Source organism: Amycolatopsis xylanica (assembly GCF_900107045.1).
Lineage (GTDB): Bacteria > Actinomycetota > Actinomycetes > Mycobacteriales > Pseudonocardiaceae > Amycolatopsis > Amycolatopsis xylanica.
In genome coordinates, this window is sequence record NZ_FNON01000011.1 from 175,195 (window position 1) to 194,858 (window position 19,664).

General features: G+C 68.1%; 17 protein-coding genes. 11 read left to right on the top strand and 6 right to left on the bottom strand.

Going from position 1 to position 19,664, the window contains the following annotated elements; all coding sequences use genetic code 11:
- Entirely contained in the window at positions 1-1,209 is a 1,209-nt protein-coding gene (locus BLV57_RS37230) for a cytochrome P450 (protein ID WP_218134966.1), read from the bottom strand.
- A 160-nt stretch (positions 1,210-1,369) separates the two neighbouring features.
- Between BLV57_RS37230 and BLV57_RS37235 the strand changes: the two genes are divergently transcribed.
- On the top strand, positions 1,370-1,714 hold the full coding sequence (locus BLV57_RS37235; RefSeq protein WP_091297882.1) for an ArsR/SmtB family transcription factor: 345 nt from the start codon (positions 1,370-1,372) through the stop codon (positions 1,712-1,714).
- Positions 1,711-2,181, top strand: a complete 471-nt coding sequence (locus tag BLV57_RS37240) for an SRPBCC family protein (protein ID WP_091297886.1) — start codon at positions 1,711-1,713, stop codon at positions 2,179-2,181. Before BLV57_RS37235 ends, BLV57_RS37240 begins: the two co-directional genes overlap by 4 nt.
- Here BLV57_RS37240 and BLV57_RS37245 read toward each other — a convergent pair.
- Entirely contained in the window at positions 2,176-2,538 is a 363-nt protein-coding gene (locus BLV57_RS37245; RefSeq protein WP_091297889.1) for an ArsR/SmtB family transcription factor, read from the bottom strand. The genes BLV57_RS37240 and BLV57_RS37245 overlap by 6 nt on opposite strands.
- Before the next feature lie 67 nt (positions 2,539-2,605).
- On the opposite strand from BLV57_RS37245, the gene BLV57_RS37250 reads away from it, so the two are divergent.
- Together BLV57_RS37250 and BLV57_RS43525 are read left to right on the top strand one after the other, a co-directional pair.
- On the top strand, positions 2,606-3,616 hold the full coding sequence (locus BLV57_RS37250; protein WP_091297892.1) for a cation diffusion facilitator family transporter: 1,011 nt from the start codon (positions 2,606-2,608) through the stop codon (positions 3,614-3,616).
- A 159-nt stretch (positions 3,617-3,775) separates the two neighbouring features.
- Entirely contained in the window at positions 3,776-3,919 is a 144-nt protein-coding gene (locus BLV57_RS43525; RefSeq protein WP_176968985.1) for a hypothetical protein, read from the top strand.
- Positions 3,920-4,436: 517 nt separating this feature from the next.
- Here BLV57_RS43525 and BLV57_RS37255 read toward each other — a convergent pair.
- Complete coding sequence (locus tag BLV57_RS37255; protein ID WP_091297895.1) at positions 4,437-5,699, bottom strand: HNH endonuclease signature motif containing protein; 1,263 nt, start codon at positions 5,697-5,699, stop codon at positions 4,437-4,439.
- A gap of 470 nt (positions 5,700-6,169) precedes the next feature.
- Between BLV57_RS37255 and BLV57_RS37260 the strand changes: the two genes are divergently transcribed.
- Complete coding sequence (locus BLV57_RS37260) at positions 6,170-7,132, top strand: ABC transporter ATP-binding protein (protein WP_091297898.1); 963 nt, start codon at positions 6,170-6,172, stop codon at positions 7,130-7,132.
- Position 7,133: 1 nt separating this feature from the next.
- On the top strand, positions 7,134-7,952 hold the full coding sequence (locus BLV57_RS37265; protein ID WP_245757669.1) for an ABC transporter permease: 819 nt from the start codon (positions 7,134-7,136) through the stop codon (positions 7,950-7,952).
- A gap of 54 nt (positions 7,953-8,006) precedes the next feature.
- Here the strand turns inward: BLV57_RS37265 and BLV57_RS37270 are convergent, their stop codons facing one another.
- Positions 8,007-8,858: an alkaline phosphatase family protein gene (locus BLV57_RS37270; RefSeq protein WP_091297901.1), complete on the bottom strand. Its 852-nt coding sequence runs from the start codon at positions 8,856-8,858 to the stop codon at positions 8,007-8,009.
- Between the two features lie 432 nt (positions 8,859-9,290).
- On the opposite strand from BLV57_RS37270, the gene rph reads away from it, so the two are divergent.
- The 3 genes from rph (at position 9,291) to BLV57_RS37285 (ending at position 15,534) form a co-directional block, all read left to right on the top strand.
- Positions 9,291-11,864, top strand: a complete 2,574-nt coding sequence (gene rph, locus BLV57_RS37275) for a rifamycin-inactivating phosphotransferase (protein WP_245757679.1) — start codon at positions 9,291-9,293, stop codon at positions 11,862-11,864.
- A gap of 44 nt (positions 11,865-11,908) precedes the next feature.
- The gene (locus tag BLV57_RS37280; protein ID WP_091297909.1) at positions 11,909-14,254 is read left to right on the top strand and encodes an ATP-binding protein; all 2,346 of its coding nucleotides are present in this window, start codon (positions 11,909-11,911) and stop codon (positions 14,252-14,254) included.
- 86 nt (positions 14,255-14,340) lie between these two features.
- Positions 14,341-15,534, top strand: a complete 1,194-nt coding sequence (locus tag BLV57_RS37285) for a cytochrome P450 family protein (protein WP_091297913.1) — start codon at positions 14,341-14,343, stop codon at positions 15,532-15,534.
- On the opposite strand, the gene BLV57_RS37290 is transcribed toward BLV57_RS37285, so the two are convergent.
- Both BLV57_RS37290 and BLV57_RS37295 read right to left on the bottom strand, forming a co-directional pair.
- Complete coding sequence (locus BLV57_RS37290; RefSeq protein WP_176968986.1) at positions 15,531-16,370, bottom strand: LLM class F420-dependent oxidoreductase; 840 nt, start codon at positions 16,368-16,370, stop codon at positions 15,531-15,533. The two genes, BLV57_RS37285 and BLV57_RS37290, sit on opposite strands and share 4 nt — an antisense overlap.
- 10 nt (positions 16,371-16,380) lie before the next feature.
- Positions 16,381-16,893 (bottom strand): DinB family protein, encoded by a 513-nt coding sequence (locus BLV57_RS37295; protein WP_425426074.1) that lies wholly within the window; start codon positions 16,891-16,893, stop codon positions 16,381-16,383.
- A 103-nt stretch (positions 16,894-16,996) separates the two neighbouring features.
- Here BLV57_RS37295 and BLV57_RS37300 point away from each other — a divergent pair, with 103 nt between their 5' ends.
- Complete coding sequence (locus tag BLV57_RS37300) at positions 16,997-17,962, top strand: SMP-30/gluconolactonase/LRE family protein (protein ID WP_091297916.1); 966 nt, start codon at positions 16,997-16,999, stop codon at positions 17,960-17,962.
- Positions 17,963-18,053: 91 nt separating this feature from the next.
- Positions 18,054-19,664, top strand: a complete 1,611-nt coding sequence (locus tag BLV57_RS37305) for a GMC family oxidoreductase (RefSeq protein ID WP_091297919.1) — start codon at positions 18,054-18,056, stop codon at positions 19,662-19,664.

Below are 19,664 nucleotides of genomic sequence, written 5' to 3' on the forward strand. Positions count from 1 at the left end.
TTACCAGCTGACCGGCAGGGTCTGCGGGCTGCGGGTCATTTGACCGGGCCGCCATTCGATGTTCTCCGGCGCCACGTCCAAGCGCAGACCGGGCAGGCGATTCGGCAGCCGGTGCAACGTCAGTTCCATTTCGAGCTTGGCCAGCCAGGCGCCAAGGCAATAGTGCGGACCCGCGCCGAGCGCCAGATGCGGCGTGCCCAGCGCGCTGAGCGGGGCCTCGCGCGGATCCTTCGGGTAAACCTCGGGATCCAGGTTCGCTATCTTGGTGTCGGCCGCGACGATCTCACCCTTTTTGATCAGCACGCCGCCGATTTCGACGTCTTCGATGGCCCGGCGCAGGAATCCCGGCAGAATGTCGCCACCGATCGAAATACCGCGCAGCATTTGCTCGGCGGCGATCGGCGCCAGGCTTTCGTCCCGGGCGAGCTCACGCCACGCGTCACGCCCATCGGTGAGCAGGTAGACCAAGGTATTGCCGATGACGGTCGTCGTCACCTCGTGCCCGGCCACCGTCAGCAGGATGACCAGGCCGACGATCTGCTCTTCCGGCAGCCCGCCGTCCTCGTCCGCGGCCTTGATCAGCGAACTGACCAGGTCGTCCCCCGGCTCGGCGCGCCGCAGGGCGACGACCTCCGCGCCGAAGGCCGCGAACTCGCCCAGCACCGCCTGCACCTGCTCCGGCGGAAAAGCCGTCGTCGAAAAGGCGTGATCGCAGAAGTTCGCCAGCCGGTCGCGGTCGAATTCGTCGAGCCCCATCAGCCTGCTCAGCACCGAACTGGGCAACGAACTCGCGAACCCGGAAATGATGTCCGCGGGCTGCGGCTTGTCCATGAGCCGATCGATGAGATCGTCCACCACCGACGCGACCCACGGCCGCCACAACGCGATCGACCGCGGCGCGAAGGCTTTGCTGACCGTGCGGCGCAATCGCCGGTGCTCTTCCCCGTCGAGATTGTTGAGGATCGAGGGATCGGTGAGCAGATTCGGATAAGGCGTGTGCGGCGGCGCGTCCGGCGCGACGAGCGACGCCCGGTTCAGCCGCGGATCGGTCAGCACCTGCCTGGCCTCGGGGTGACGCTGGACCACCCAGACCGGCACACCGGTCTTCAACGTGGAAAGAAACGGCGGCCCCAGCGGCTCGTCGGCCCGGTGGGTGTGCAACATCTCCAACGGCTCAGACGCTTTCCCGGTGCCGTTTTCGCGAGACATTCGTTCCTCCAGTAGTCGGCCGAGTTTCCAGGGCGGGCTCTTTCCCACGGTTCACCAAGATCCCGAAAGTCACCAACCTCCCGATTGCGGACGCTTGACAGCCCGCAGCGCACCGACCTATAGTCAACACATCGGTTGATAAAGAGATGAGTTGAACAACATGGCAGTTGACGAAGTGGCGGCACGGCTGGACCGGGCGTTCGCCGCGCTGGGCGATCCCGTCCGGCGCGCCATGATCGCCAGGCTCTCCCGCGGCGACGCGACCGTGAACGAGCTGGCGGAACCGTTCACCATCACCAAGCAGGCGGTCTCGCGCCACATCCAGGTGCTCGAAGCCGCCGGCCTGATCACCCGCAGCCGCGACGCCCAGCGCAGGCCATGCCACCTGAACGCCGCGGCGCTCGAAGAGCTCACCAGCTGGATCGACGGCTACCGGCTGGCCGCCGAACAACGTCATCGCCGCCTCGACGCGGTACTGGAAACCCTTAAGGAGCAAGAAAAATGAACGAGACCACGATCACGGCCGAGCCCGGCACCCCGTTCCTCGACATCGTCCGCGAGTTCGAGGCGACCCCGGCCCAGGTCTTCCGCGCCTGGACCGACCCGGAGCTCATCCCGCAGTGGCTGGGCCCGGCGGGCACGTCAATGGACCTGGTCGAGTACAACGCCACCGACGGCGGCCGTTATCACTACATCCACCACGACGAGTCGGGCGATTTCGTCTTCCGCGGCGTGTTCCACGCGGTCGTCCCGAACGAGCGCATCGTGCAGACCTTCCAGTTCGACGGCTGGCCGACCGAGGTCAGCCTCGAAACGCTGACCTTCGAAGACCTCGGCGGCCGCACCCGCGTCCGCACCCACTCGGTGTTCCTGTCGGTCGCGGCCCGCGACGCGATGGTCGAAAGCGGCATGGAGCGTGGCGTTCTCGACTCGATGAGCCGCCTCGACAAGATCCTCGCCGAAGGATCATGACCGCATGACGTGCGGCCTGCTGTCGTCGCCGGGAATGCCGCGGTCCACGTGATCGGCGTGGTGCAGCGCCTGCGCGAGCAGCCCGCGGACATGGTTGTCGGCGGCCGAGTAGTAGACGAACGTGCCCTCGCGGCGCCCCTTGACCAGCCCCGCCAGGCGCAGCTTCGCCAGGTGCTGGCTGACCGCGGTCGGCGCCGCACCGGCGAGTTCGGCGAGGCAGGCCACCGACGACTCCCCCTGCAGCAGCGCCCACAGCACCTTGATCCGCGTCGGATCCGCGAGCAGCCGGAACGACTCGGCGGCGAGGTGCACCTGCTCCTCATTGGGCATGTCGAACTCCGGTAGCGCCTCGTGCATGCGCTCAGACTACCCTTGCCTGCATACCTGCGTGCATGCGCAGATAGGCGGAAACGGAGCAGTCACGATGACGCATGGCCACGGACACGGACACCACCACGAGCGGCGGCGCTGGAGCCGGCTCAAGCACGCCTTGACCCCGCACAGCCACGACAGCGCCGACCGCCTCGACTCCGCACTCGAGACCAGCCGCCGCGGCGTTCGCACGCTTGTCTGGTCCTTCGCCGCCCTGTTCGCCACCGCGCTCATCCAGCTGGCATTGGTGCTGGTCACCGGCTCGGTGGCCTTGCTGGGCGACACGATCCACAACTTCGCCGACGCCCTGACCGCACTCCCACTCGGCATCGCCTTCCTGCTCGGCCGCCGCGCCGCGACCCGCCGCTTCACCTACGGCCTCGGCCGCGCCGAGGACCTCGCGGGCGTGGTGGTCGTGCTCATCATCGCCGCTTCAGCGGTACTCGCCGGCTACGAAGCCGTGCTCCGGCTACTCGACCCACGACCGGTCGAGTACCTCTGGGTCGTCGCCATCGCCGGCCTGACCGGCTTCGTCGGCAACGAGCTCGTCGCCAGGTACAGCATCAAAGTCGGCCGCGAAATCGGCTCAGCCGCCTTGGTCGCCGACGGCCTCCACGCCCGCACCGACGGCTTCACCTCACTCGCGGTCGTACTCGGCGCCCTCGGCGTGGCACTCGGCTTCCCCGCCGCCGACCCCCTGATCGGCCTCGCCATCACAGCCGCCATCCTCGTCGTACTCCGCGACGCCGCGAAGGAGGTCTTCCGCCGCCTCATGGACGCCGTCGACCCCTCCACCGTCTCACTCGCCGAGCAAACGGCGGACGCCGTCCCCGGCGTGCACGGCATCCGCGACCTGCGCATGCGCTGGATCGGCCACAGCCTCCACGCCGAACTCGCCATAGCCGTCGACGCGCACCTCACGGTCGGCCAAGCCCACGACCTCGCCCACGACGTCGAGCACGCCCTCCTCCACGCGGTCCCCCGCCTCACCTCGGCCGTGATCCACACCGAGCCCGCAGCGGGCGCCGACGCCGCCCACGCCTCACTCGCCCACCACCACTGAGCACCCCCGTAACACCGAGCCCAGTTCTTGCGACTGAACACTAACGCTACGTTCGCAACTTGGAGCATGATGGCGCGTCACCACGCCTCGTTTCGCCGAGGCTCCCGCAGCGTTTCCCTGGTCACCGCAGGACACACCGAGACACTCCACTACCCGGGCATGATCATCGCCAAGTACATCGACGGCACCCTCGTCGCCGAGAAATGGTTACCTCAGAGCGAAGATCCGACCGAGCGCGACGACGAGTCCCTGATCGAAGCGCTACGGGATGCCATGCTGTGGAGCGACCACGCGACCCGCTGATCCGGCAACCCCAGGGTTTTGGGTCTGTCGGGGTCGGATCTAGGGCGGTCCCGTATGGAAATTTCCGCTCGTGGGGCCGGGTGTCGTATGTGGTCACCGCGGAAATATCCATACGGACCGGGGCACGGTGGTACAACGCCGCTTGGGCTCGCCGGAAACTCCGGCGGGCACTTGCTGCCCACTTTGGCGCTGGGTCGGGCTGCCAGGGTCGTGATGTGCGATGGCGGCAGGGAGGGTGATCGGGTCGGCGGTGTGATGGTTTGGCCGAGGTTTTCTGAGGGGTCGGCTCGGGGTGGGGAACTGCCTCGAGTTTAGTGGGACTGCGCCGGGTTTGGTTGTCACCGGGGGATGTTTCGGTTGTTGTGCAGGCTTTTCGGCCGCTGGGTGGCCGAAAAGCCTGCACAAAGGGGCGGCCGGGCCACGGCGGTCCTCGCTGCGCACGCAACGGCCTAAGACACGACGCCGGAGGCGATGAAGAGACCCCCGCCAGCTGGCCCGCGATGCGCTCCCCCGCGGGTCAGGTTCGGGTGGTGTGCATGGTGTTGCGGCGGGGTGTGCGTGCGGGGTCGATAAACGCCGGTGGGATGAACTCGGGATATCCGTCGCTGGCGATGCGTACTTCCCAGTCACTGTTGTGGATCAGTCGGTGGTGTCGGCCGCAGAGCAGCACGAGATTGTCGATCCGGGTTTCCCCATGGTGAGCCCAGAAAACGATGTGGTGGGCCGTACATTGCTGCGGCGGCGCATCACAGCCGGGGAACGCGCAGCCACCGTCCCGGATCGCCAGCGCCCGACGTTGCGCGGGTGTCGCGAGGCGTTGAGTCCGGCCGACATCGAGCGGTTCGCCGTGGGAGCCGAGGGTGACCGGGATGACTTTGCAGTCACACGCGAGCAGGCGTGCGTCGGTAGCGCTGATATCCCCGACCAAATCCAGGCAGGTCCGCCCGATGCCGGTCTTGAGTTCGTCAAGGCCGAGGGTGACCACGACATGCACGCTGTCTCCGGCTTGGGTGGGGAGTTCGGGGTTGCCCATGCCGATACGAACAAAGGTGGCGAACGCATCCCCCAACCGCTCCCACTGCGAGCGGGTGTCGCGGCCTTCTTCTTCGGTGGCGGGGCGGGGTTTGGCGAGTGGGTCCAGGGTGGCTTTGAGTCGGGCGATGGTTTCGGCGTCGGTCTTGATTTTCACGCCGTGGCTGCCGTCGCGGTGGGTGACGAACCCGAGTTCGTGGCGCGGTTCTGCGGGGTCGGGGTCTTTGGGTTCCCGCCCGTCGGGGTCGAGCCGGTCTCGCAGGTTCTTGGCGGTGTGGCTGATCTGCCGAGGCCCAGCGGTACGGGCGAGGTTGACCAGGATCTGTTCGCCGGTGTCGCGGTCTTCGGCTGACACTGTGGGCGGGAGTGCGCCCAGGGCGGCGATGATCGGATCGAGCTGCGCCGCTCCCAGATCACCCGCGAGTGCTGCCGCGGCGGCATGTGGTGCCAGCGCGGGAATCCGGGTGCCGCCATCCTGGCGCGGGTTGAGTGCACGAGCGCGATCCACGCGGGCTTTGGCCTCGGAATGCTTGATCTGCACCCAGTCCACCAGCATCCCCGGCACCGTCGCGTAACCGGTCACCTCCTTCACACCCCGAGACTCGATCTCGGCCAGAATCTGCCCCTGCTCGGCCTCCAGGCGCCGTTTTTCTCGTTCGCGGGCGACGTAGGCGAGCAGCAGCGTGTCTTTGTCACAGCGCCACCACTCCGGTGGTGCTGCGGCGTCAGGACTTTCGGTGCTGATCATGCATCCCACACTACCAGCGTCCAGAGTCATATGCCACTGGACACGCCGAGCTGGCCGACCCCACGCCCAAGCGGGCAGCAAGTACTGGCCGGGTTTTCCGGTGAGCCACAACGAAAACCGACCACCGTGCCCCGGTCCGTATGGATATTTCCGCGGTGACCCCAAACATCACCCGGCCCCGGAGCGGAAATGTCCATACGGGATGTCTTTAGATCCGACCCAGCACCCCAGGACAAAGGCGACCTTCCGAGCGCCACCAACAGCTCCATTGAGCTTCGACTGCGCACGATAATCCACCACTCACCCAGGGCATCCAAGTTGCGAAAGCCTCGGTACACCGCGAAGATCACCCCATTTCCACCGGCTCGCAACTTTAGTTGTCGTGGCCGACCACGTTGTGCGCTAGCACGACAGCGGTGGCAGCCGGTTCGATGGTCACCGGTATCCAGGATCGATTACGGAGCGGGCGCTTGATCACAGCACGAGAGCTGACGAAGAAATATGGGGGCACGACGGCCGTCAATGGCTTGTCGTTCGATATCAAACCCGGTGTCGTGACCGGTTTCCTGGGGCCGAACGGTGCTGGCAAGTCGACGACCATGCGGATGATCCTCGGCCTGGACGCGCCCAGCGGCGGGTCGGTCACCGTCAACGGCAAGGCTTATCGGGATCTGCCCGCGCCGATGCGGGAGGTGGGCGCGCTACTCGACGCCAAGGCTGTCCACGGGGCTCGCACGGCGTACCGGCATCTGCAGTGGGTCGCGCAGGCCGGGGGCATCTCGCGCAAGCGGGTGGACGAGGTCCTCGACACCGTTGGGCTCACCGAGGTCGCGGGGAAGAAGGTCGGCAACTTCTCGCTGGGCATGTACCAACGTCTTGGTATCGCGACGGCGCTGCTGGGTGATCCGCCGACGCTGCTGTTCGATGAGCCGGTCAACGGGCTCGACCCCGAGGGGATTTACTGGATCAGGACGCTGATGCAGGATCTCGCGGCCGAGGGCCGGACGGTCTTCGTGTCCAGCCACCTGATGAACGAGATGGAAGAGACCGCCGCGCACGTCATCGTGATCGGGCGGGGCGAGCTCATCGCGGACATGCCGATGGCCGAGCTGACCAGGCAGAGCGCGCGCAGCCACGTCCGGGTGGTCTCGCCGCTGGCAGGCGAACTCGCCGGGGCACTCGAAAAGGCGGGTGGCACGGTGACGAAGCTCGATGACGGTTCACTCACCGTCGTCGGCATGGACGCGCCGCAGATCGGTGATCTCGCGTTGGAGCGCGGGCTCGGCCTGCACGAGCTCACTCCGGTGCGCGCCAGCCTCGAGGCCGCGTTCATGGACCTCACCAAGAACAGCGTGCAGTACCGCTCCTCCGGCGGCGCACCCCAGCAGCTCGCCGAGACGGTGCGGGCACTCGCGGCGGAAGGGACTGACTGACGTGACGACCACCATGGCCCCCGCGTCGCCCGGCATCGGCAACACGATCGCCGCGGAATGGACCAAGCTCAAGTCGGTTCGCTCGACCTGGATCGTCGTGCTCGCGGCGACCGTGGTCAGCGTCGGCTTCTCGGCGCTCTTCAGCTTCCTGACCGAGTCGGACTACAAGAACCTGCCCGCCGGCCAACGGGTCGACTTCGACGCGGCCGGCGTGAGCATGGTCGGGATGAACCTCGGGCTGATCCTGATCTCGGTGCTCGGCGTGCTCGCCGTGTCCGGGGAATACTCGACCGGGATGATGCGCCTGACGCTGGCCATCACCCCGCACCGCGGCCGGGTCCTGCTCTCGAAGGCCGTCGTCGTCGGCCTGCTGTCGTTCGTGCTCGGCGTGTTGTTCGCGGCGGCGGCGTTCTTCCTCGGGCAGCTGATCCTCGGCGTCAACCCGGACATCCCGACGCTGGGCCTCGATGGCCACGGGGTGATCCGCAGCCTGCTCGGGTGGGGTGCGGAGATGGCGGCGTTCGCGTTGCTGGCGCTGTCGTTCGGCGTGATGATGCGCAGCGCGGCGGGCGCCATCGCGACCGCGATCGCGTTCATCTTCGCTCCCGCGATCCTCGGCGCGCTGCTGCCGACCTGGGTGCAGCGGGACATCCTGGCGTACTTCCCCGCCTCGGCCGCGGAACAGCTCAGCACCGCCAAGCTCGACACCGGCGCGGTCACCTACCTCGGCCCGCTGACCGGCGGCGGTGTGCTGCTCACCTGGGTGGCCGTCGCGCTGGTGGTGGCGTTCTCGCTGATGGGCAAACGCGATTCCGGCTAGAGTGTCGTGCGCGTTGCGGGCGGTTCTAACCGCCCGCAACGCGCACGAGCCTGGTCAGTTCCAGACGCCCGAGATCGGCGACTTCTTCGCCGCCTCGTTGAGCCCCGGCAGGCCGTAGGCGGCCTCGATCGTGCGCAGCACCGAGTAGTGGTTGATCGAGGTGCTGTAGCTGCCCGGCTTCACGTGCGCACCGACAAACGCCGTGAAGATCTGGTTGACCGAGGAGCCGTTGTCCTCGTCGAAGGTGACGATCAGCAGGCTGTTGTGTGTCTTCGCCCACTGCGCGTACGCGTCCAGGTGCTTCTTCAGCCACTTGTCGCCCGTGTCGATCCCGCAGTCGTGCATGTCGCTGCACAGGTCGGGGGTCACGAACGAGACGGTCGGCAGCTTCGAGAAGTCGCTCGGGAACGCGGAGAACCGCTTGTTGCTGGACTTGGGGACGTTGCTGAAGCTCACCCAGCTGTTGTGCTTGCGGGCGTAGAGCTCACCGCTCTCGCAGCCGGTGTACCCGTCCGACGGCATGCTCTCCGCGTAGCCGACGAACGACTTCTTCACACTGGCCAGCTGGGTCGCGAGATTCTCCTTGTTGCCCAAATCCTTGCAACTGTTGCTGCTGACGCCCAGCGTCGAGCCCGCGAAAAGGGAGATGTAGTTCGGCTGGCTCGGATGCGTGGTGCCGAAAGCCTTGGTGAACTTCGCGCCCTGGCTCGCGAGCTTGTTGAAATAGGGCGCCTTGGAGCTGTTGTTGATTTCCTTGAAGTCCTTGTTCTCGAACATCACCAGCACGATGTGGTCGAAAGCAGGCACCCCCGAGGCCGCGGTCGCGCTCTGGTGCGACACGGCGGTAACGGCCGCTGCCACGGCCGTGGCGGCCACGGCGGCCGCCGTGATCCGTTTCAAGAACATGAAACCTCCCGGAACGAGTGAAATTCGACGATCGGCCATCGATCGGGCGGCGTTCCGAAGCGGCCAACGGGTCCGAGACATCGGATGTCTCAAGGGTATTAAAACCCCGGTGGCTGAATAGCACAACCGACGTGAGGATAACGAGGCTTAATGACACGAAATTGTGCAAACAACGCACATATCGCGAATAGCTAATTCGATATCCGTACTGATTCGCCTGAATCGTGGCCTGCCGCCGGTGTACCGGATCGGACGACACGCGTGCACAGAGGGACGACACGCGTACCTGGATGGACGACACGGGGGCGGAGCACCGCGCCCCTCTCTTTCAGTTTATAGCAGATTCGCGGACCTCATGTGGCGCGCGAAGATGATCCATACTGCTCGTCGCGTACCGACCAGACGAACGATGGAGCAACCGAATTGGGCTACGTGCTGGGCTTCGAGCAGATCGACCGCGCCAACCTCGCGGACGTCGGCGGCAAGGGGGTGCACCTCGGTGAGCTCTCACGGATCGACGGTGTCCGCGTGCCGGACGGGTTCTGCGTGACCACGGAAGCCTTTGGACAGATCATGGCCGCCGCGCCCTCGATCGACGGCCTTCTCGACCGGTTGGCGCAGGCCGGGCCGGACGACCGCGAGACGGTCCGCGCGCTCAGCGCCGAGATCCGGGAGGTCATCGAGGGCGTCACCATGCCCGGCGAGCTGATCGACGCGGTCAGCGAGCGGCTCGACGAGCAGGTCCCCTACGCCGTGCGCTCCAGCGCCACGGCCGAAGACCTGCCGACCGCGTCCTTCGCGGGCCAGCAGGACTCGTACCTGAACGTCGTCGGCAAGACCGAGGTCCTGCTGCACATCCGCCGGTGCTGGGCCTCGCTGTTCACCGAGCGGGCGGTGACCTACCGGCGGCACAACGGCTTCGACCACCGCGCCGTGCGGATGGGCGTGGTCGTGCAGAAGATGGTCTTCCCCGAGGCGGCCGGGATCCTGTTCACCGCCGACCCCGTGACGTCCAACCGGAAGATCGCCACCGTCGAGGCGGCATGGGGGCTCGGCGAGGCGCTGGTCTCCGGCCATGTGAACGGCGACGTCTACACCGTGCGCGACGATCAGGTCCTCACCACGGCGCTCGGCACGAAGCGGCTGGCCGTCCACGCGGTGCCGGGCGGTGGCACCCGGGAGACGCCGATCGAGCCGGAACGCCAGACGCTGCCGACGCTGACCGGCGAGCAGGCCGTCGGCCTGGTGCGGCTGGGCAGGCGGCTCGAAGCGCACTTCGGCGGTCCGCAGGACATCGAGTGGTGCCTGGTCGACGGGGATTTCCACGTCGTGCAGAGCAGGCCGATCACCACGCTGTTCCCCATCCCCGAGACCGCGGACGACGGCAACCACGTCTACCTCTCCGTCGGGCACCAGCAGATGATGACCGACGCGATGAAGCCGCTGGGCCTGTCGTTCTGGCAGCTGACCACCCCGCGGCCGATGCACGAGGCGGGCGGCAGGCTGTTCGTCGACGTCGCCCCGCAGCTGGCGACGCCGTCGGGACGCGACGCCATCCTGGGGAACGCGGGGAAGTCCGATCCGCTGATCCGGGACGCGCTGCAGACCGTGCTCGACCGCGGCGACTTCATCCCGTCGCTCCCGGACCCCGAGACCCCGCCGTCAGCGGCACCCGAGCCCGAGCCGATGCCGACCGATCCGGCGATCGTCGCCGAGCTGATCGCGCAGAACCAGGCTTCCGTCGAGACCCTGCGCCGCGAGATCGAGCCGCTGTCCGGGCCCGCCCTGCTCGACTTCATCGTCGGTGACCTCGCGGAGCTGCGGCGGCTCCTGTTCGATCGGCGGAGTTTCCAGGCGATCATGGCGAGCATGGACACGACGTGGTGGCTCAACGACCACCTCGAGCAGTGGCTGGGTGAGAAGAACGCGGCCGACGTGCTCACCCAATCCGTGCCGCACAACGTCACCTCCGAAATGGGGCTGGCGCTGCTCGACGTCGCGGATGTCATCCGCCCGCACGCCGAGGTCGTGGCCTTCCTCCAGGGGATCTCGGACGACGAGGACTTCCTGGACGAGCTGGCCGGGCTCGACGGCGGCCAGGAGGCGCGTGACGCCATCCAGGCGTATCTCGACCAGTACGGCATGCGCTGCGCCGGCGAGATCGACATCACCAGGACGCGCTGGACCGAGCGTCCCGCCACGCTGGTGCCGACGCTGCTCGGCAACGTCAAGAACTTCGAGCCCGGCGCGGGCAAGCGGCGTTTCGAGCAGGGACTCGAAGAGGCGAACCGGAAGGAGCAGGACGTGCTGACGCGACTGCGCGGCCTCCCGGACGGCGAGGCGAAAGCCGAAGAGACCAAGCGGATGATCGACCGCGTCCGCACGTTCGCCGGATATCGCGAGTACCCGAAGTACGGCATGATCAGCCGCTACTTCGTCTACAAGCAGGCGCTGCTGCGCGAAGCCGGACGGCTCTTGGACGACGGCGTTTTGCACGCGCCGGACGACATCTTCTACCTCCGGTTCGAGGAGCTGCAGGAGGTCGTGCGGTCCGGCAAGGCCGACCACGACCTCATCCAGGAGCGGCGCGAGGCGTTCCGGACCTACGAGACGCTCACCCCGCCGCGCGTCCTCACCTCGGACGGTGAGGCGATCACCGGGGACTACCGGCGTGACGACGCCCCGCCCGGCGCGCTGGTGGGCCTGCCGGTGTCGGCGGGCACCGTCGAGGGACGCGCCCGCGTCATCACCGACATCGCCGACGCCGATCTCGAAGCGGGCGACATCCTGGTCACCGCCTTCACCGACCCCAGCTGGACTCCGCTCTTCGTCGGCGTCGACGGCCTCGTGACGGAGGTCGGCGGCCTGATGACGCACGGCGCGGTGATCGCGCGGGAGTACGGCCTGCCCGCGGTCGTCGGCGTCGACCGGGCCACCCGGCTGATCCGCGACGGCCAGCGGATCCGGGTCAACGGCACGGATGGGTACATCGAGTTCCTCGACTGAGCCGGTGTGACGGCGGAGCCCGGCGCGCATGGATAATCGAGGTCATGACAAACGCGGCCTGGAGTGACGATTCCAGTACCTTCAAGGCGCTTTTGTACGGATACCGCATGCGCGCCGGGCTCACGCAGGAAGAGCTGGCCGAAAGCTCCGGCGTGAGCATCCGCGCGATCAGCGACATGGAACGCGGGGTCGCGAAAAGCCCGCAGCGGCGCACGATCGAGGCGCTCGCCGGTTCACTGGCGCTCAGCGACGCCGAGCTGACCGCGCTGCAGAAACTCGCGAAGCAGGGCCGCGCGCGGACGGCCCCGAAGCCGGAAACGCGGATCTACGGCGCTTCCGCGATGGGTGTGCTGCCGCCCGACCTCGACGATCTGACCGGACGTGAAAAAGATTTCACCGCATTGGCCACTCTCGCGGGCGAACTCGCGGAAGGCAAACGCCGCGCCGGGCACGTCGCGATCCTCAGTGGCTCCGCCGGCACCGGCAAGACGAGCCTCGCGGTGCGCGCCGCGCACGAGTTCGCGAGCCGGTTCGCCGACGGCCAGCTTTTCCTGAAGCTGCGCGGAATGTCGGCCGAGCCGAACGACCCGGCGGACGTGCTGCACCTCGCGCTGCGGTCGCTGGGCGTCGACGCCGTCGGAATCCCGGCCGAGCCGGAGCACCGCATCGGCCTGTGCCGGGCACTGCTGAAGGACCGCGCCACCCTCATCATCCTCGACGACGCCGCCGACGAGGCCCAGGTGCGGCCGCTGCTCGTCGGCGGGCCGCAGTGCCTCACGCTGATCACCAGCCGCCAGCTGCTGGTCGGGCTGGAAGGCGCCAGCCGGATCAACCTCGGCGCGCTGGAGCGCGAAGACGCGGTCTCGCTGCTCGCGTCGATCATCGGCACACCACGCGTCGCGCGGGAGAAGGCCGCGGCGGTCGAGCTGGCCGAACTGTGCGGACGGCTGCCGCTCGCCTTGCGCATCGCGGGCAACCGGCTGGCGAGCCGCCCGGTCTGGCCGATCTCCCGGCTCGTCGACCAGCTGCGCGACCAGGGCAAGCGCCTGACCACGCTGACCGCGGGCGACCTCGACATCCGCAGCGTGTTCGACCTGTCCTACCGCCAGCTCTCCCCCGCCGCCGCCACGGTCTTCCGCAGGCTGTCCCTCGTGCCGGCCGCCGACTTCTCGGCGGGCGCCGCGCGGGCGCTCATCGACGCCCCCGACGAGGACGAGGCCGCACTCTTCCTCGAAGAACTGACCGACGCGAGCATGGTGCAGCCGTCCTATCCCTATGGCCGCTACCAGTTCCACGACCTGCTCAAGGTGTTCGCGACCGAGCGGCTCACTCAGGACGACTCCGCCGAAGACATCCACGCGGCCGAGTACCGCCTCAACGACTGGCTGGTGCGGACCGCGACGGCGGCGGGCCGGTACTTCCAGCCCTCCGGCGGGGTGACCGTGCCGCCCGCGCCGACGCCGTCCTTCGACGACGCCGCGGGCGCCGGCCGCTGGCTCGACATCGAGCTGAAGAACTGGTCCACCGCGGTCCAGCGGGCCGCCGAGCACGGGGCGCACCAGCAGGTGCTCGACCTGGCCGAGGCCATGCACTGGTACTCGGAACTCGGTGGCACCGCGCGCACCTGGCACGACGTGTTCGGCCTGGCGGTCCGGTCGGCGCTGGCGCTCGGCAGCAAGCGTGACGAAGCCGTCCACCGCAACTACCTGGCCTGGGCGCTGTCCACGCTCATGGGCCGCGCGAGCGAGGCCATCGACATGGCCGAGCAGGCGAGGCAGGCCGCCGAGGAGGCCGGTGACCTGTGCGAACAGGGCTGGGCCAGGATTTACCTCCTGAGCGCGCGATTCAACGCGGGCCAGCCCGTCGCTTCCCGGGCGCTCCTCGACGAGACGGTCGCCCTGTTCGAGAAGGCAGGCTTCCGCCTCGGCCTCCACGTGGCGCGCGCGATGCGGGCCACGCAGTGGCACATGAACGGTGAACTCGACGAGGCCGCCGCCGAATTCAAGGCGTGCGTCGACTACTTCAGGCAGGCCCGCGAAGGCCGCCACTCCCCCGTCGACGACAGCAACTACGCGTACCTGCTCCTGCGCTCGACGCAGAACCTGGCCGCGCTCGGCAGGCTCGACACCGCGCTCGCCCAATGCGAGGAAGCGCTCGTCATCTTCGAGCACCATCACGCGACGCTGGGCCAAGGCCGCGCGCTGCTGGCCGCCGGCAAGGTGCTGGCAGGCCAAGGAGACCACGCGAACGCCCGCGCCAGGCTCACCGACGCGCTCGCGCTGTTCGAACGCGTCGGCGTGACGTCGCTGCAGGACGACGCACTGGCCGAGCTGGCCGCACTGTCCACAGCGGACGGTCAGCCCGGCCCGGTGCGCCGGACGGGGTCGTAACACCTTCGGCCTGACCCGAAACCAGCCCCGCCGGCCCGGCCCGGCCGGTAGAATTCGGCGGTCCATGGGGGGATCTAGGGGGTTCGATGTTCGACACGTTGTTCGACCAGAAGTACTTGCAGGACCCGCACGCCGTCTACGCCAGGCTGCGGGCCGAGGAGCCGGTGCACCGGACCGCCACGCCGCACGGCGTGCAGATGTGGGTGGTCAGCCGGTACGAAGACGTCCGCGCGGCCATGACCGATCCGCGGCTGAGCAAGGACTTCACCAACAATCCGGGCGTGATCAAGGCGAACACGCTGCCCGGCGGTGACAGCAGCGGCTACGAGGCGACCGTGCCGCACAACATGCTGTTCGTCGACGAGCCCGATCACGGGCGGCTGCGGCGGCTGGTGACCAAGGCGTTCACGGCGAAGCGGGTGACGGCGCTGCGGCCGCGGATCGAGGAGATCAGCGCGGCGCTGCTCGACCAGGCCGGATCCGAGTTCGACCTGATGCACGACTACGCCGTCCCCCTGCCCGCCATGGTGATCGGCGAACTGCTCGGCGTGCCGGAGGATCACTGGCCGCAGCTGATCAAGTGGTCCAACACGACCATCGAGGGCGGCGCGCTCGATCCGGAAGAGGTCGTCAAGGCGGCCACCGACTTCACCGACTACCTGGCGGAACTCTGCGAGGAGCGGCGGGCCGAGCCGAAGGACGATCTGTTCTCGGCTCTCGTGCAGGTGCAGGACGAGCAGGGCTCGCTCAGCCAGCGTGAACTGGTCGACACCGCGTTCCTGCTGGTGGTCGCGGGCCACGAGACGACCGTGCACCTGATCTGCAACGGGATGCTCGCGCTGCTGCGGCATCCGGACCAGCTCGCCAAGCTCCGGGAAGACGAGAGCCTGCTGCCGGGCGCCATCGAGGAACTTCTCCGCTACGACGGGCCGATCAGCACTTCGACGTTGCGGTTCACCAAGGAGCCGGTCGTCATCGGCGGCACGGAGATCCCGGCGGGCCAGCTCGTGCTCGTGTCGCTGCTGGCGGCCAACCGGGACGAGGAGCGGTTCGGCGCCGACTCGCTCGACATCACCCGGTCCGCGGCGCAGCACGTCGCGTTCGGGCACGGGATCCACTACTGCCTGGGCGCGCCGCTGGCACGGACCGAGGGCGTGATCGCGTTCCGGCACCTGCTCGAGCGGTACCCGAAGCTCGAGGTGACCGTGCCGGAGGCGGAATTGGCCTGGCGGCCGGGCTTGCTGATGCACGGCCTGACCAGGCTTCCGGTTCGCGGCTAACGCAGCGGTTCGAGCGCCTTCGCGAGCGGCTCGAGCACGGCCGGGGTGTGCGGCGGCGGCAGGTAGACGATCGCGAGGTCGAGGCCCACTTCACCGAGGGCCTCGGCTTGCGCGGCCGCCCTGGCGTAGTCGACTTCGGGGCCGAGGAGGACGTGCGAGGACAAGGTGATCTCGCTCGGGTCGCGGCCGATGTCGGCGCAATGCTGGTGCAGCACGTCCCGCTTACGGGCGAACTCCTCCGGCGTGCCGCCGACGAAGTTCCAGTGCTGGGCGTACTTCGCGGTGGTGCGCAGTGTCCGCTTCTCACCGCTGCCGCCGATGCAGATCGGCGGATGCGGGCGCTGCACGGCCTTCGGCTCGCAGCGGGCGTCGGTCAGCTGGTAGTGCTCGCCCTGGAACGTGGTGGTCTCCTGGGTCAGCAGGCCGACCAGCACCTCGCAGCCTTCCTCGAACCGGTCGCTGCGCGCCTTGATCGAGCCGAGTTCCATGCCGTACGCGCCGGACTCCTCCTCGTTCCAGCCCGCGCCGATACCGATCTCCAGCCTGCCGCCGGAGACGATGTCGAGGGTCGCGGCCATGTTCGCGAGCAGCGCCGGGTGGCGGTAGTGGATCCCGCTGACCAGCGTGCCCAGCCGGAGCCGCTTGGTGGCCTGGGCGAGCGCGGTGAGCGTCACCCAGCCTTCGAGGCACGGGCCGGTCGGGTCCGAGAAAATGGGATAAAAGTGGTCGAAGGTCCAGCCTGATTCGAACAGCTCGATCTCGTCGGCGGCCTGCCACACGGCGAGCATGTCCGCCCATTCGGTGTTTTGCGGCGAAGTTTTGATGGCGAAACGCATGATTTCGATCCTAAACCTGGAGTTCCTCCAGTGCAGCGAGGATTTGTTCGCGGAGGATGTCGCCATGGCCGGCGTGCCGCGCGAAATCCTCGATCAAGAGCAGGTACACGAACCGCAGGCTGACTTCGCCCACGATCCAGTGTGACCGCAGGTCGTCGAGCTCGAACTGAGCCGCGATCTCGCGCGAGCGCGCGCTGGTGCGCTCGAACTCGGCGATCACGTCATCGAGCGTTTCCCCTTCCGTGACAACGAAACTGCCGTCGCCGCCGAGCGCGCGGCCGTCGCATTCGGACTCGGGCAGGCCGAGCATGGTGCGCTGGAACCAGACGCGCTCGGCGACCGCCGCGTGCTTGACCAGACCGATCGGCGTGGTCAGCGACGGGACGAGGCGGCGGCGCGCGTCGGCCTCGGACAGGCCGCGCGCGGTGTCGATGACCGCCTTGCGGTTGCGATCGAGCATGTACTCGAGCAGTTGGCGTTCGGGTCCGGTGGTCATCTTGGGGAACTGGGACAGCAAGGACATCGGTGCACCTTTCGTGGTAGTCGGAGTACTAGGAACCGCAGGGTCTGGCGGGCACACACCGGGACAAGAAGGCTGAGTCGCGTTCGAGAGAGGGGTTTGGAAAATGCGATTCAGAAATCGACTGGCTCTGCCGGCGCTACTGGCCGTAGCGATCGGCGGGCTGCTGGCGGGGCCCGCTCAGGCCCATCCGGCGCAGGACGTGGAGGTCACGGCGCCTTCGCTCTATCCAGAGGGGGTGGCGTGGGATCCGACCAGGCGGACATACCTGGTGGGCTCCGTCAGATTCGGCACGGTCGCCGTGGTCCAGCCCGGCAAAACCGTCCGCACGCTCGTGAGCGACCCGGCGATGGTATCGACTTTCGGCATCAGTGTCGACGCCGCGCACAGTCGCCTGCTCGTCACCTACGCCGATCTGGGGCTCGGCGAGCGCTCGAGCCCGGCGACCACCAATCACCAATCCGGGCTCGGGATCTTCGATCTCCATACGGGGCAACGGATTTCGCTGGTCGACCTCGCCGGGAGCGACGGTGAGCACGCGGCCAACGACGTGGCGGTCGACGCCCGCGGCAACGCCTACGTCACAGACACCGTCGGCGACACGCTCTTCCGGGTCGACCCGCGCGGCCGGATCACCGCACGGGTCACGAACCCCGGGTTCGCGGCTCCCGGCTTCGGGCTCAACGGCGTCGTCTGGCATCCGGACGGGTTCGCGCTCACCGTCGTCTACAGCACGGGCAAGCTGTTCAAAGTGGACATGGACACCGGCAAGGCCGACGAGGTGGCACTCGATCAGCCGGTGCTCGGCGGCGACGGGCTCGTCCTGCGCCGCGACGGCTCGCTCGTGGCGGTCACCAACAGCCTCGGCGCGCCAGGCGTGAACGGTGTCCGCGTACTGACCTCGGGCGACCACTGGCGCACGGCGCGCCAGTCACCGGTCACCCCGTGGACGGGCGGGGCACCGACCACCGCGGCGGCGAGCCCGTTCGGCACGGCCGTGCTGACCGGGCATCTCGAAGCGCTGACGGCCGGTGACACCTCGGTACGGACGTTCGGCCTGCGCCGCTTCTGACCAGTAGGCCGTTGCGGAACCGGGCGGCGACGCTATACGGTCATGGAACTAGAACAGGTTCCAGTTTCGGCGGCGGTACCGAGGAGCGGACATGGCGGACGAGGCCGACTACGTGGTCGTCGGGTCGGGCAGTTCGGGGGCCGCGATCGCGGGCAGGCTCGCCCAGTCGGGCGCCAGCGTGATCGTGCTCGAAGCGGGCAAGACCGACGAGAAGATGCTGGTCAAGAAGCCGGGCCTGGTCGGGCCGATGCACGCGGTCCCCCAGCTCAAGAAGCCTTTCGACTGGGGTTATTACTCGGTCCCGCAGAAGCACCTGCTCGACCGCCGGATGCCGGTGCCGCGCGGCAAGGTGGTCGGTGGTTCCAGCTCCATCAACGGCATGGTCTACGTCAGGGGCAACCGGGCCAACTTCGACGACTGGGCGGCCGAGGGCAACACCGGCTGGGACGCCGACAGCGTCAACGCCGCCTACAAGCGGATGGAGGACTTCGAGGACGGCGAGAACACGTTCCGGGGAGCGGGCGGGCCGATCCGGGTCACCCGCAGCAAGACCCCGCAGGAGGGTTCGCTGCTGTTCCTCGAAGCCACCTCCGAGGCGGCGGGCTGCAAGATACTCGACGACTACAACGCCGAGTCGCAGGAAGGCGTCAGCCGGATGCAGCAGAACGCCGCGGACGGCCTGCGGTACAGCGCTTCCCGCGGTTACCTCCACCACCTCGCTCCCCCGACGCTGGAACTGCGGACCGGGGTGCTGGTGAAGAAGGTGCTGATCGAACACGGCCGCGCCGTCGGCGTCGAGGTCACCGACGCCGGCGGCACGAGCCGGACCGTCCGGGCGGGCAAGGAGGTCATCCTCTCGGCCGGGTTCGTCGGTTCGGCGCAGCTGCTCATGCTCTCCGGCGTCGGCCACGCCGAGCACCTCAGCGAACACGGCATCAAGGTGCTCGCGGACCTGCCGGTCGGCGACAACCTGCACGACCACATGTTCCACGCGCTGACCTTCCACGTGTCCTCCAGCCGCAACAAGGGCGCCCCGAGCTACTTCGCGCGCGGTCTCGTCAGGGAGATGCTCAAGCCGGGCACGACGTTCCTCGCGAACTCGGTGTTCGAGGCGGTCGCGTTCCTCAAGACCTCGCAGGCGGGCGCTATCCCCGACCTGCAGCTGCACCTGCTGCCGTGGGCGTACGTCTCGCCGAACCAGGACGCGCCGATCCGGCACGATGTCGACAAGCGGCCCGCGCTCACCGTGCTGACCACGCTGATCTACCCCAAGAGCCGGGGCACGCTGCGGCTCGCCTCGGCCGACCCGGCGGCGACCCCGCTCATCGACTTCCAGTACCTCGCCGATCCGGCCGACCTCGAAGTGCTCGGCGAGGGGTCGGAACTGGTCCGCGAGATCTTCGCGTCGAAGGCGTTCAAGGGCTCCGTCAAAGAGGAAATCCACCCTGGCAAGGGCTTGCGCGGCCAGGAGCTGCGCGACGCGATCCTCAACAGGGCGACCTCGGTGTACCACGGTGTCGGCACCTGCCGGATGGGTGTCGACGAGCTCGCGGTCGTCGGCCCCGACCTCAAGGTCCGCGGCATCGACGGCCTGCGGGTCTGCGACGCCTCGATCATGCCGTCGATCACCGGCGGCAACACGAACGCCCCGGCCATCATGATCGGCGAGATGGGCGCGCGACTCGTCCTTTCGGACCACTGA

Coding starts and splice junctions, on each gene's coding strand:
- BLV57_RS37230 (WP_218134966.1), bottom strand. CDS start 1,209: ATGTCTCGCGAAAACGGCACCGGGAAAGCGTCTGAGCCGTTGGAGATG.
- BLV57_RS37235 (WP_091297882.1), top strand. CDS start 1,370: ATGGCAGTTGACGAAGTGGCGGCACGGCTGGACCGGGCGTTCGCCGCG.
- BLV57_RS37240 (WP_091297886.1), top strand. CDS start 1,711: ATGAACGAGACCACGATCACGGCCGAGCCCGGCACCCCGTTCCTCGAC.
- BLV57_RS37245 (WP_091297889.1), bottom strand. CDS start 2,538: ATGCACGAGGCGCTACCGGAGTTCGACATGCCCAATGAGGAGCAGGTG.
- BLV57_RS37250 (WP_091297892.1), top strand. CDS start 2,606: ATGACGCATGGCCACGGACACGGACACCACCACGAGCGGCGGCGCTGG.
- BLV57_RS43525 (WP_176968985.1), top strand. CDS start 3,776: ATGATCATCGCCAAGTACATCGACGGCACCCTCGTCGCCGAGAAATGG.
- BLV57_RS37255 (WP_091297895.1), bottom strand. CDS start 5,699: ATGATCAGCACCGAAAGTCCTGACGCCGCAGCACCACCGGAGTGGTGG.
- BLV57_RS37270 (WP_091297901.1), bottom strand. CDS start 8,858: ATGTTCTTGAAACGGATCACGGCGGCCGCCGTGGCCGCCACGGCCGTG.
- BLV57_RS37280 (WP_091297909.1), top strand. CDS start 11,909: ATGACAAACGCGGCCTGGAGTGACGATTCCAGTACCTTCAAGGCGCTT.
- BLV57_RS37285 (WP_091297913.1), top strand. CDS start 14,341: ATGTTCGACACGTTGTTCGACCAGAAGTACTTGCAGGACCCGCACGCC.
- BLV57_RS37290 (WP_176968986.1), bottom strand. CDS start 16,370: ATGCGTTTCGCCATCAAAACTTCGCCGCAAAACACCGAATGGGCGGAC.
- BLV57_RS37295 (WP_425426074.1), bottom strand. CDS start 16,893: ATGTCCTTGCTGTCCCAGTTCCCCAAGATGACCACCGGACCCGAACGC.
- BLV57_RS37300 (WP_091297916.1), top strand. CDS start 16,997: ATGCGATTCAGAAATCGACTGGCTCTGCCGGCGCTACTGGCCGTAGCG.
- BLV57_RS37305 (WP_091297919.1), top strand. CDS start 18,054: ATGGCGGACGAGGCCGACTACGTGGTCGTCGGGTCGGGCAGTTCGGGG.